This window comes from Flavobacterium kingsejongi (genome assembly GCF_003076475.1).
Classification (GTDB): Bacteria; Bacteroidota; Bacteroidia; order Flavobacteriales; family Flavobacteriaceae; genus Flavobacterium; species Flavobacterium kingsejongi.
The window spans coordinates 1,326,031-1,338,453 of sequence record NZ_CP020919.1; the positions used below are offsets into that span (position 1 = coordinate 1,326,031).

The following is a 12,423-nucleotide window of genomic DNA, read 5'->3' on the forward strand; positions in this document are numbered from 1 at the left end:
ATTCTATTTAATCTTCTACAATCCAAGTTTTTTCTACAGGATATAAAAAGCCAATTCCTGGATCTTCTTCTTTATAAATCCATAGGTCAAAAAAATCAGCGTAGTAGAAATCGGGATCCTTTTTTAGCCGGTTTTTTAGTTTTGCTTTTACAATAGCATTGAGATTTTCGATTGTAGTGATATCATTTTTAATGTTAGAATAGGACTGGTTTTTTTTGAGTGCAGGCTGTTTTTTTATTTTAAAAGATTGGCCACCTATGTGGAATACCTCTTTTACCAATTTCATAGTTAGATTTTTAGTTTCAAAAACCAATACTTTCATTTCTTTTTGCTGCGCTATAGTGCTAAAAGAATATAATAAAAGGAGTACTACTATTTTTTTTATTTTGAAGTAATTTTATTCTACAGGGATAGCATCTACTTTCCAAATCAGGTATGTTCCTCGGGATATAGGATGTATAATAAATAAGTTTTTAGCATAAATGTATTTCAATTCATGGTTGATAAACTCTTCCCTGGTGATATAGGGGATATTGTTTATAGTGTTGGTCCGGATAGGTTTTTCAATACTCCAATACTCTAATGATTTAACTATTGTATTTCGTTTGGAAAACATTGGTGGATTGTTTTTACATTTTCCAGAGTTTCTTTTTTTGGCTTTTTTCTTTCAATGGCAGTTGCAGGGGTACTTTTGTTTTTCAGAGATCCTTTTCTATAAATTCCAAAAGAAGCTCTTGTACTATCCTTTGATATGGAATAAATTACTGTTTTGTCTAATTGTAGTAAGACATAAAGACTGTCCCGATTTTTTGCTAATGCTACACTTTGGTTCTCTTGCGAATAGCATAGGGCAGTAAAAGATAGTATATAAGCTATCAAAACTGTTTTCATAATGATTTTAATTTACTAAGAAATAGTATAATCTCAATTATTCCCTGGCCATTAAACTGGACTTCCATATTAAATAGTTGCCATAATTATCAGGCTGAATTATAAAAATGTGTTTTCTATAGAGGTACTTTTCCAGATCAGATACAAATTCATACCGCGTGATATAATTTAAGTTCTTTAATGAATGCACTTTTATCGGAGGATACATAGACCAAAAGTTTAATGTTTCTGAAATAGATAATGAGGATTTTTTTGTGACAAAAAGTGGCTTGCTGTTTTTTATATCTTGCCTGTCTTTCCTTTTAGGCATATTCGTGTTTACAGGATTTTTTTTTGGATATCCTTTTTTGTAAACTCCAAAAGAAGCCCTTGTGCTGTCTTTTGATATGGAGGAAATTACTGTTTTATCCAATTTTAATAAAAGATATAGTGTGTCCTGCTTTTTCTCCTGACTAAACAACATAGCATTGGACGAAATAATTAGTAAAAAAACGACTCTTATTTTAAAGGTTATTGACATGATGTATTTTTATTTTGTTATACTATTCATTAAGCTGCCATGGAGCCAATTGTACATTCCATAGTAGATAATCATTTTTGTCAGAACGGTGAATTATAAAATAGTTTTTTGTCCGGTCATATTCTAATGTTCCATTTATAAATTCTTTTCGTATGACAAAAGGAATATTTGTAATGGATTGCATATGATTTGGTTTTTCCCGACCAACGAAATAATAATAAAGCTTTAATGGTTTTTCTTGTTTTGGAGGATGTTTTTTAATCCACTCTAATTGCTTTTTAGCGACAGGACCATTTTTAGTCTTCTTTTGTCGAATGATTTGTGTTTCGTATTTCTCGGTATAAATACCGAATGAGAATAATGTTGAATCTTTACTGAAAGAATAAAACGAAGATTTCTCCGGGTCGTCTAATTCCAACAAAATATATATTGTATCCGAACTTTTTTTCGATACCATTTCCTTTTCCTGCGAATGACATATTAGGGAAAGTAAAAACGTAATACTAATCGTTACAATAGCTTTCATAATTAATCCGTTGCATTTTGATTTCTCCAGGTTACGGGGTATACGACAAACTGTTTGTCGTTAATGATCTCAATTAGGAATGTTTTAAAAACGGCATTCCTATCAGATAAATTTATAAACCAGGTATATTTTTTAATGAGAGCCTCTTTGTTTCTATAATACCATTCTTTTTCCAATACATCTATTTTTGTAACAGGAGTAATTTTATAATTTTTTAATTTGGAAAGCGGGAGAGTGTCGGATTTCTGTTTATTCTTATAGAGTAAACTTACATTTTTATCCATAAGATTAAATACATATCCCTTTTCTTTCTCTCTATAAAATTTATAACCTAAATTCCGTACGGAATCCGTTTTGTTCTTTTCAAACAAAAAATAAACTGTTTTCTTTTTTAAGTTTTGTGAGTATCCTAAAATTGAAAAAAGAAACGTAATACTAATTGTTACAATAGCTTTCATAGTTTTAATCAATTACTCCCTGATTTCGCCAGGTAACTGGATATATGACAAATTCGCTGTTGTCAATGATTTCTATGATATATGTTTTGAAATATGAGTTCTTATCATAAGAATAAGGGATTCTATTATATTTTTTTATAAGCCACTCCTTGTATTTATTTTCAAATTCTGCAATTTGTAACGTATTGGAAATAGAATAGTTTTTTAATTGACTTATTGGGAGTGTATCTGGTCTTTGTTTGACTTCGTATAAGAAACTTTCACCTTTATTAGGTAAGTTAAAAACATATCCTTTTTCTTCTTTATTGAAGAATTTAGATACTCTATCTTTTTGTCTTTTTTCGAACATCACATAAATCGTTTTTTTTTCGATTTTTTGACCCTGACAGAAACATGAAAAAAGAAGCGTAATACTAATCGTTACAATAGCTTTCATATTAGGTGATTTTAGATTTATTCTACACTAATGACGTTTGCAGTCCATTTCAGGTAAGTACCATTATCTAATTTATGGATGATGTAGACTGGATTTGCAATTATGAAATTTTTATTACTGACTCTAAATGTTTCATCTGTAATATAGTTTAGTGTTGTTATATCATTTATTATTTCTGGTTTCTTAAAAGTTATAAAGTTGGTAGAAATAGGAATATATTCTTTACGGATTTTTGTGGGAGGGTGTTTCTTGATGTACTCTAAAGTATATTTTTTAGGTTTTTCCCTGACATAAAATGCATCTCTGGATTTTTGAGTTTCATATCCTTTTCGATAAATCGCAAACGAAGCACTGGTAGTGTCTTTTGAAAATTGAATTTTTGAAAAGGATTTATTAGTCAGATAAATGTTAGATACTTTTTCAGCAGATTCGTTTATCTGTGCAAATAACAATGAAAAAACTGCAGAGCTCAAATAAAGTACCATAATTGAGAAAATCTTGATTATTGTTGGCATGGTAAATTTGTGTTTATATAATTTTTGATTGAATTGATGATTTGTATTCTTTCTGTTTGAGGTATATTTTGCCAAGCGACTGTTGGATTAGGAGGTAATCCAGTACTATCACTTATTTCTCCTTCTCCCATTAATCCGACCCAGGCTAACATCTGATATATTTCATTACTTAGGCCAGGTCTAAACTCCTGTAAAAATTGAACTATAACGTTTCTGTAATGTTGAGCCATCATCTGATGGTCAAGAACACCGGAATTGGTGGTGTTATATTCGTATCTGATGTAATAATCATAAAGACCAGGGAAATTATTACTGAGGTTATTCATAAAATTAGTCCATTCCTGTAAATTGTAATTGTTAAAGTTTACGTGTGGCATGCCGGCAGCACCTAACAATTTTCTTAATATTTCAGCATGTATAATTTCATGCATGAAAGTACGGGCGATATCAAAAGCAGGTCGATTCAGTTTATTTAAATTAAATTCTATTTCGACTATATAATTATTCGATTGATGTGTGATTGCATTTCTTTGATTTTCAGCAGGTAGCGTTTTTGCACTCAACTTCAAATGTGCTACAGAAAAATCACTATCAAAGTTACGAAGATAATTTTGGAAAGTAGGTGCGCCGCCGAGCTGGGTAAAAACACCCATAAGGCATTCGTTATCTTTAAAAGATTTGTCGATGATCACTTTGTAGGTAAAATCCACATCGCCTCCTTCCATCAGCGCATCAAGGGCTTCGCGGGCGAATTCGGCAGCTTTATCAAAATTATCCGATTCAAGAAAATTACTAAAGAGCTGTTGCAATGCCGCCGGGGCATTCTGCCACCAACTTTTCTGTTCAGGAGTCAGGCTGAGTGTAAAGCGGCGCAATGGTGGAATAGTGGGTAGCGGTGAAGTCCAGGGATTTCCGTTTCCGTCTTCGATTCCCGGGGTTATTGGGGCATTTGGATCTGTAGGTTTTGGCGGCCCTCCCCCTTGTCCCGGATTCCCGGAAGAACCACTATTCCCTCCGGAAGAGCTTCCCGAAGACCCGGATGCAGAACCACCATTGGAACTTCCTCCGCCCTCATTACAAAATTTAAATACCAATTGTACAATGTCCGGGGTTGGCATTCCTGGTGTTCCATAATGCACACAGGTTTGCCCGTCCGTGATATTTTGCCAGGTATGCTCGTTACTGGCACACATGGAGCCGGGGGTAATGCTTTCACTCTAGGTATTGCAGCCTCCGTCATCAATGGCCTTGGCACTGAATGCGGCAGCTTTGGATTCCCATCCGTTGAGTACTGTAATGGTTAAGGGGCGTTTAAAATCAAAAGCTTTTCCGTTGGCATATTCCAGTTGTGCGGCTTCGGTCATTTCGTATTGTAGCAGGTACACCTTATAACTGCCATCGGATTGGAGGGAAAGCAGGAGATTTTCCAGGAATCCATTGTTTTCTTCACGGTATAAAGGGAATGTAACCGAATGGTAATTGCCCTTATCAATCCATAAAAAGTTTGGCGTAGCAATGCCATAACCGGAAGTGGCTGCCTGTTGTGTTGTAGGCTTGTTATTAGCAACAGGGAGCAATTGTAGCTCTTTTAGTTTTTGGAGCAGCTTGGGATGATCTTCCAGATCTTCCCAATGGATCATGCGGTAGTGGGCAGGGGTTTCCTGTCCAGGTTTGGCTACAGGATTTTCTGTAGTGACATCATCATTTTGGCAACTGCCGGTTATTGTGAGCAGTACTACGAGTATCATCCAATTGTAAAATTTCCCCATGCGAACATTGTTTTGGTTGTTCTTCAAAGCTAAGTAAGTTGAGAGACAGTACTATACCCCAATAAGTCATATTAGTATCAGAATAGGGTAAAAGGCAAAATAATTCGGGAGCAGGTAAAGGTGGGTGTAAAAAGTTAAGATTGCAATAGGATGCTAATCGTTATAAGTTATGTCATTTTGATTAATGCACAGTCTTTAATAACAATAGATATCCTCTTACTAATAAAAAGGGCTCCTCAATTTTATGAACCTTTGTTTCTGATTTTTTTGACTTTTGAGCACTCCTTTTCAGGATATTCCTTTTCTGTTTTGCCTGGTTGCGGTCAAACTTTGTGTTTATCTTTTATGATTGAATCACCTACCAAATTATCCGATTGCGGAGTTAAAGCGCTATCCGGTATCTTCTGGAAATAAGAGTAGCTATAGAGGAATAGGACTGATTATTACAAATTGCTTTCATACTTCTTAAGATTTAAATAATTACTCAATTGCGTATATCCATTTTACAGGATATAGCATACCTTTTAAATCGCTTTTTTTCTCATAGATATATATATTATTGAAAATATCATCAAAATTATAGGGAGGATTTCTGATGATATTCCCTTTTTCTTTGTTGATTTTTCAAAAGCGGAAGCTTTTTTTTCTAAAATAGATTTAACTTTCTGGTTTACCATTTCAATAGGAAGGAGTTTGTCCTTAATCTCTTTATAATAGATAGGTACCGCACCGTTTTTGACGCTGTCATAGATAAAGTAACTATTGTCAATTTTTGGTTTCAGATAAAAATATTTAAATTTCAAACTTTCCTTAATAGTATTGGTTGTGCTCTCTTCAAAGAGTATATAGATAGTTTCTTTTCCCTGAGAATGGCCTATCAGGGAAAGTAAAAACATAATACTAATCGTTACAATAGCTTTCATAATTAATCCGTTGCATTTTGATTTCTCCAGGTTACGGGGTATACGACAAACTGTTTATCGTTAATGATCTCAATTAAAAAGGTTTTGAAGACTATGTTTCTGTCCCTATAATGAAAAAGACCTTTTCCTTTTGTAATTACTTCATAATTGGTTTTGTACCATTCTTCCATCATTGCATCCAATTTGCTTATGGGAGTAATTTTATAATTTTTTAATTTGGAAAGCGGGAGTGTGTCTGATTTCTGTTTATTTTTATACAATAAAGTGATTCTTCTATCCATAAGATTAAATACATATCCCTTTTCTTTCTCTCTATAAAATTTATAACCTAAATTCCGTACGGAATCCGTTTTGTTCTTTTCAAACAAAAAATAAACTGTTTTCTTTTTTAAGTTTTGTGAGTATCCTAAAATTGAAAAAAGAAGCGTAATACTAATCGTTACAATAGCTTTCATTATTTATAATATTTGTTTGTTTTGATTTAATGTTACTTTGTTCATTTGTAGTAAGGTTGTTCCACGCTACAGTACCTTCTAGCCCTACCCAGGATAATGCTTCATAAAAATTGTCTTCATGTGTATTATTGTCGTAATTTTTTAGGGTTTGTTTTATAATATCCCGGTAATGTTGTGCCATTTGTTCATGCTGAGGACTAGTCGGAGTAGAATTAGAATTTTTATATCGCGTATAATAATCAAACAATCCAGGAAAATTAGGCATAAGGTTTTTTAGGAACGTATTCCATTGTTCTGGAGTATAATTATTTGGATTGAAATCGGCAAGCCCCTCAACACTTGATAATTTACGATATATTTCAGCATGTATCAGCTCATGAATCAGAGCCAGGGCAGTATATATTTTAGGATAATTAATTAATGAACTTTCAAGGTTAGGGTCTATATTCATAATGATTTCAATAACATAATTATAGGTTCCAAAGGTTATTGCTCCTGAGGAAGGGTATTGAGGATAATTCACAAAAAAATTAGAGTCAGCACTCAACTTCAAATGTGCCACAGAAAAATCACTATCAAAGTTACGAAGATAATTTTGGAAAGTAGGTGCGCCGCCGAGCTGGGTAAAAACACCCATGAGGCATTCGTTATCTTTAAAAGATTTGTCAATGATCACTTTGTAGGTAAAATCCACATCGCCTCCTTCCATCAGGGCATCAAGGGCTTCGCGGGCGAATTCGGCAGCCGTGTCAAAATTATCCGATTCAAGAAAATTACTAAAGAGCTGTTGCAATGCCGCCGGGGCATTCTGCCACCAACTTTTCTGTTCAGGAGTCAGGCTGAGTGTAAAGCGGCGTAATGGCGGTAGAGTCGGTAGCGGTGAAGTCCAGGGATTTCCGTTTCCATCTTCGATTCCCGGGGTTATTGGGGCATTTGGATCTGTAGGTTTTGGCGGCCCTCCCCCTTGTCCCGGATTCCCGGAAGACCCGCTATTTCCTCCGGAAGAGCTTCCCGAAGACCCGGATGCAGAACCACCATTGGAACTTCCTCCGCCTTCATTACAAAATTTAAATACCAATTGTACAATGTCCGGGGTTGGCATTCCTGGTGTTCCATAATGCACACAGGTTTGCCCGTCCGTGATATTTTGCCAGGTATGCTCGTTACTGGCACACATGGAGCCGGGGGTAATGCTTTCACTCCAGGTATTGCAGCCTCCGTCATCAATGGCCTTGGCACTGAATGCGGCAGCTTTGGATTCCCATCCGTTGAGTACTGTAATGGTTAAGGGGCGTTTAAAATCAAAAGCTTTTCCGTTGGCATATTCCAGTTGTGCGGCTTCGGTCATTTCGTATTGTAGCAGGTACACCTTATAACTGCCATCGGATTGGAGGGAAAGCAGGAGATTTTCTAGGAATCCATTGTTCTCTTCACGGTATAAAGGGAATGTAACCGAATGGTAACTGCCTTTTTCAATCCATAAAAAGTTTGGCGTAGCAATGCCATAACCGGAAGTGGCTGCCCGTTCTTTTGTAGGTTTGTTTTTGGCAGCGGGGAGCAATTGTAGCTCTTTTAGCTTTTGGAGCAGCTTGGGATGATCTTCCAAATCTTCCCAATGGATCATTCGGTAGTGGGCAGGGATTTCCTGTCCAGGTTTGGCTACAGGATTTTCTGTAGTGACATCATCATTTTGGCAACTGCCGATTATTGCGAGCAGTACTACGAGTATCATCCAATTGTAAAATTTCCCCATGCGAACAGTGTTTTAGTTGTTCTTCAAAGCTAAGTAAGTTGAGAGACAGTACTATACCCCAATAAGTCATATTAGTATCAGAATAGGGTAAAAGGCAAAATAATTCTGGAGCAGGAAACGGGAACTGCCCGATGGGGCGATCTGGATGGACTGCTTTTGTACTGTGGCTCATGCAATGGATAGCAATTGGTATACCGCATCCATAATTATGGGAAGCGACAATGCAGTTGCTGTATTTGAGGGAAATTCCACTGTAAATAAAGGCAATGCTGTACATCTATAATCGGCTCTGCAGATTGTTTGCGGAATAACAAAAAGCAAAGAAGGCGCGACAAGAAGCAAAGAAGGCGCGACAAGAAGCAAAGAGGGCGTGACAAGAAGCATAGAAGGCGTGACAAGAGGTAAAGAAGGTGTGACAAGAAATAAAGAAGGTGTGACAAGAAATAAAGAAGGTGTGACAAGAGGTAAAGAAGGCGTGGCAAGAAGCATAGAAGACGTGACAAGAGGTAAAGAGGGCGTGTCAACAAGCATAGAAGACGTGGCAAGAGGTAAAGAAGGCGTGCCAATAATTATACAATAGATCTAAAAGGGTAATAGTTTGTTATAAATGCTAATATAAAATGAATATTTAGGCACATATAGTTCATTAATGCGCTAATGGTACTTTTTGTTTTATAAATAAACTTTAATGTTGTTTAAAATAAACAAAGTAGATTATTAGATGTTAATTATTTAAAAAATAAAATATAATCACAATAAAACATATTTTAATAAGTTTTATAAAAGATATATAACAATTGTAATCTTAAATTATTCCGATATGAATCCAATTGAAGTTGTCCGTTTGTTTCCAGGATCTGATACCGCCATGACCGGTACCGCGAGGGTGATCCATGAGTTATTCCGTCAGGACCTTGCTGTCTTTATGGCTTTTGATGTGAGTTTGAATATTGATTTTGCAGAGGCTTTTTTAGCCAGTATCGAAGCCGCTGAAATAGTGGTAGCCGATAGTGCTATTATCGACCAGCAGGTAAGCCTTACCGAGGATGCTTATGATGCTATGGACCAGGCGAGGATAAAGTACAATGAAGTGAAGTATTTTGTAGTAAAGGCTTTTCCGAGTGCCGGAGTACAGGGCGAGTTTGGCCTCAATGGCTATCCGAAAGCCCGCCGGAGCCGAAACCAGATGGCACAATTTCTCAATGAAATGCACTTGGCCTGTGTCAAATACCAGGAGGGCCTCATCGCTGCCGGATATAATGCCGAGGCTATCGCTGCTATCCTTCCGTTACGGAATGAGTTAATTGAAAAAAACACATCCCAGAAAATCTTTCGAAAACAACGCCCAAAGCTGACCGAAGACCGAATCAAGATACTGAATAGTTGTTATAAATACCTCAGCCAGATACTGGCGGCAGGGCAGTTAGTATTTCCCACCGAATATGCCAAACAAAAGCAATATGTGTATAAGCCGGTGAGCCGGAAAAAAGAAACGGAGGATTACAGCGATACCTTGTCACCGGGTAGTAGTGTAATGATAGCAACAGTAGCCTATACTCCGGAATCGTTACTTGTTTTTTATAATACCGGATTGGGGACAATGAGTTTTTGCCTGGCGTTGGAAGGGACAACGGAAGGCAATTGGGTGACCTTACCTTCCGGGGCGGAGATTACCAAAACCATGGCGCAGCTGCAGGAAGGCGGTACACAGCTTATGGTGCGCAACGACGATTTGGACCGGGAAGGGAGTTATGCGCTGGAAATCCATTTTTAGGACTGGCCGGACTGAGTCCGCGAAAGAGTCCGGCCGGCGGAATTTCCGAATAAAAATAAAAATCTTGTGGTAGGTGACAGCACCCGAAAGGACTGTGATCCCCATATGTTTTAGGAGTTAGTAGCACCGTACGCCACAAGGATTCCAGGTAGCAGTACCTGGAATGGCGGCCCTGATTGGGCCGCCTTTTTTATGGATATAAGTGATAAGTGGAGCTGGTTTTTTTGAGGGATAGGGAATAGTAAGTTATAAATATTGGTAAATACGGTAGTGACAAAAACAGTACGAATGGATTATATTTACATATAAATCTCTTTTTGGGCTTAGAATCGTGATATAAATAAAAACATTACAGGAATCTCACATGGATTCGTAAAATTTTTTTTTGGGTGGTGATTGGAGTTATCAAAAGAGACTTAATAGTATGGTCTTCTGGAGAAATAGATTATAATAAGATTATTAAAAATAGACTTTTCCGTAATCAGGGAATTTTAAAAATGATAGATAAATCGTAAAGGACTCAAATTTAAAAATTAGTTTTGTATTCGATTTTGAGTATAAAATCAATTTAAGAAAATTTTAGTTATGGCATTACCGAATTGAAAGCACGAGATATTAAATACTGATAAAATAAAAACTTTTGAGGTGTGATTGAACTTTAAAGGAAATATAAAGCTAGATAAAGTACTAGCTTTATAAATATAGATTATAATATGGGGATTAAAGCGACAACTGTAGAGGAACAGATTCAAAAACTTATTGGTAGAGGAATGGTTTTTGAAAATGGTCAAGAAATTGAGAAGGCAAAAGAGATTTTGTTAGATATAGGATATTATAGATTAGGTTTTTATTGGAATCCTTTTGAAATAGATAAAAAACATAACTTTGCGAATGGAACTAAATTTTCTGATGTTGTCTGTTTGTATTACTTAGATGTAGATTTAAAAAACATCTTGAATAAAGCATTAAATAGGATTGAAATTAATTTAAGGACACAAATTATTTATCATGTGTCAAATAATTATTCGGATAATCCTACTTGGTTTGCAAGTAAAAAAGTGATGGTTTCAAAATTTGTTGACGAATTTCCTTTAAAGAGTTATACTGAAAAGTTTAAGGGGAGTAATAAACCTATAAAAAGACATCATAGTAATTATCCAAATGATATTTATGCACCTGCATGGAAGACTTTGGAATTTCTAACATTTGGAAGTATTTATACAATTTATTATTCTTTAAGAGATCCTGTTTTAAAAGGAGAAATCGCAAATTATTATGGTATAAAAAAGATAAAAGTTTTTGAAAATTTTTACAATACAATTGTTTTCATTAGAAATATTTGTGCTCATAGCGGTATACTTTATGATTCAAACACCCCAAAAGAAATTGAAACTACCCCATTGATTAAATTTAATAATAATAATAGACATTCTTTAGATTCCTCAATAAAAGTAATTTTGTATTTTCTTGAAAGGATTTCGCCGAGTAGAAAGAAAATAATTGAAGATGAAATAATTACCTTGTTTGATGCCTATGATCATAATCCAAAAATCCAAAAAATAATAATTGAAAAAATTGGGTATTTGAAAAAATAAGTTAAAAAGCTTTTTTGCGCGTAACAAATAATATATTTTTGTAGTCAAGTGCCCAACTAGTCATTAGCATTAGCGCTGCACTATAAAATAGTAAATATAACCCAGACATGCTCTGGGTTTTTTTATGCAAATATTTGACCTGTAGTGTAATATTGGCTTGTGATACTGGTTAGGAAGTGTAAAAGGGTAATTGAAATAATAAGGAAGGCAATCCAAAAATGGGCTGCCTTTGTCTTTTACAGCCGTTCTGTTTTTATAAACGTTTTGAATTGGGTATATTTGTTGTTCTTAAAATTACCACATTAAGAAACTAATAGATTTCCCTCGTACGATGCAGGCGGTATCGGAAACGACCGCGAATGCTGTGGTAAGCATTAAGACTGCTAAGGTATGAGGGTCTTTTAATTCTTAAAATTACCACATTATGAATGCAGAGAAAAAATCCAAAGTGGCTCCATTCCATTGGGACACTTTAAAAGAGGCGGCAGGCTACCTAAGCCCGTTTAACACCGCCACCCAAAGCCAGGCTTTGGAAATCAGTTTTAATAATTACACCGATCTTATGACTACCACCGGGAGCCTGTTGGAAACCTGTTGTAATGCTTTGCGCTTTGGTGGGAATACTCCGGAAAATCAACCGCAGGAAATCTGCCTCGATGTAGCGAATGTGTTGGAACTCGTCCAGAAGCTATTGCCGTTTTCCGAAATGGAATTCCTCGATCGGCTGACCCTAAGGGAAAGCAAACCGGAAGATTAAAGAGTAATACACTGAAAGCGGCTTTAAGGCCGCTTTTTTAGTTGTCCTTCT

16 protein-coding genes are annotated in these 12,423 nt (G+C 35.8%); 4 read left to right on the plus strand and 12 right to left on the minus strand.

The features are described 5' to 3' along the window. Window positions 1–7: 7 nt before the first annotated feature. The 12 genes from FK004_RS05550 to FK004_RS05610 form a co-directional block, all read right to left on the minus strand. Window positions 8–286 carry a hypothetical protein gene (locus tag FK004_RS05550; protein WP_157956036.1) on the minus strand — a complete coding sequence of 93 codons (279 nt, stop codon included), beginning with the start codon at window positions 284–286 and terminating at the stop codon, window positions 8–10. Between the two features lie 305 nt (window positions 287–591). Then, window positions 592–891: a hypothetical protein gene (locus tag FK004_RS05560; protein ID WP_108736372.1), complete on the minus strand. Its 300-nt coding sequence runs from the start codon at window positions 889–891 to the stop codon at window positions 592–594. A 37-nt stretch (window positions 892–928) separates the two neighbouring features. Continuing rightward, the gene (locus FK004_RS05565; RefSeq protein WP_157956037.1) at window positions 929–1,411 is read right to left on the minus strand and encodes a hypothetical protein; all 483 of its coding nucleotides are present in this window, start codon (window positions 1,409–1,411) and stop codon (window positions 929–931) included. Window positions 1,412–1,433: 22 nt separating this feature from the next. Beyond that, window positions 1,434–1,937, minus strand: coding sequence for a hypothetical protein (locus FK004_RS05570; protein ID WP_108736374.1), 504 nt, complete (start codon window positions 1,935–1,937; stop codon window positions 1,434–1,436). Between the two features lie 2 nt (window positions 1,938–1,939). After that, window positions 1,940–2,221: a hypothetical protein gene (locus tag FK004_RS19390; protein ID WP_157956038.1), complete on the minus strand. Its 282-nt coding sequence runs from the start codon at window positions 2,219–2,221 to the stop codon at window positions 1,940–1,942. A gap of 178 nt (window positions 2,222–2,399) precedes the next feature. Continuing rightward, window positions 2,400–2,831: a hypothetical protein gene (locus FK004_RS05580; protein WP_108736376.1), complete on the minus strand. Its 432-nt coding sequence runs from the start codon at window positions 2,829–2,831 to the stop codon at window positions 2,400–2,402. Between the two features lie 17 nt (window positions 2,832–2,848). After that, complete coding sequence (locus FK004_RS05585) at window positions 2,849–3,346, minus strand: hypothetical protein (RefSeq protein WP_108736377.1); 498 nt, start codon at window positions 3,344–3,346, stop codon at window positions 2,849–2,851. Continuing rightward, window positions 3,334–4,539 (minus strand): hypothetical protein, encoded by a 1,206-nt coding sequence (locus FK004_RS05590; protein WP_108736378.1) that lies wholly within the window; start codon window positions 4,537–4,539, stop codon window positions 3,334–3,336. The genes FK004_RS05585 and FK004_RS05590 overlap by 13 nt, the downstream gene beginning before the upstream one ends. 24 nt (window positions 4,540–4,563) lie before the next feature. Next, entirely contained in the window at window positions 4,564–5,115 is a 552-nt protein-coding gene (locus FK004_RS05595; protein WP_108736379.1) for a hypothetical protein, read from the minus strand. Window positions 5,116–5,639: 524 nt separating this feature from the next. After that, window positions 5,640–6,038: a hypothetical protein gene (locus FK004_RS05600; protein ID WP_108736380.1), complete on the minus strand. Its 399-nt coding sequence runs from the start codon at window positions 6,036–6,038 to the stop codon at window positions 5,640–5,642. Window positions 6,039–6,040: 2 nt separating this feature from the next. After that, on the minus strand, window positions 6,041–6,319 hold the full coding sequence (locus tag FK004_RS19160; protein ID WP_157956039.1) for a hypothetical protein: 279 nt from the start codon (window positions 6,317–6,319) through the stop codon (window positions 6,041–6,043). A 151-nt stretch (window positions 6,320–6,470) separates the two neighbouring features. Continuing rightward, a complete protein-coding gene (locus FK004_RS05610; RefSeq protein ID WP_108736382.1) occupies window positions 6,471–8,246 on the minus strand; it encodes a hypothetical protein in 1,776 nt (591 codons plus the stop codon). 370 nt (window positions 8,247–8,616) lie between these two features. Here FK004_RS05610 and FK004_RS05615 point away from each other — a divergent pair, with 370 nt between their 5' ends. From FK004_RS05615 to FK004_RS05630, 4 genes are all read left to right on the plus strand, one after another. After that, on the plus strand, window positions 8,617–8,826 hold the full coding sequence (locus FK004_RS05615) for a hypothetical protein (protein WP_108736383.1): 210 nt from the start codon (window positions 8,617–8,619) through the stop codon (window positions 8,824–8,826). Window positions 8,827–9,066: 240 nt separating this feature from the next. Next, entirely contained in the window at window positions 9,067–10,020 is a 954-nt protein-coding gene (locus FK004_RS05620; RefSeq protein WP_108736384.1) for a hypothetical protein, read from the plus strand. Window positions 10,021–10,733: 713 nt separating this feature from the next. Further along, window positions 10,734–11,615, plus strand: coding sequence for an Abi family protein (locus FK004_RS05625; RefSeq protein WP_108736385.1), 882 nt, complete (start codon window positions 10,734–10,736; stop codon window positions 11,613–11,615). Window positions 11,616–12,039: 424 nt separating this feature from the next. Next, complete coding sequence (locus FK004_RS05630) at window positions 12,040–12,372, plus strand: hypothetical protein (protein WP_108736386.1); 333 nt, start codon at window positions 12,040–12,042, stop codon at window positions 12,370–12,372. The last annotated feature ends 51 nt before the right edge of the window (window positions 12,373–12,423 follow it).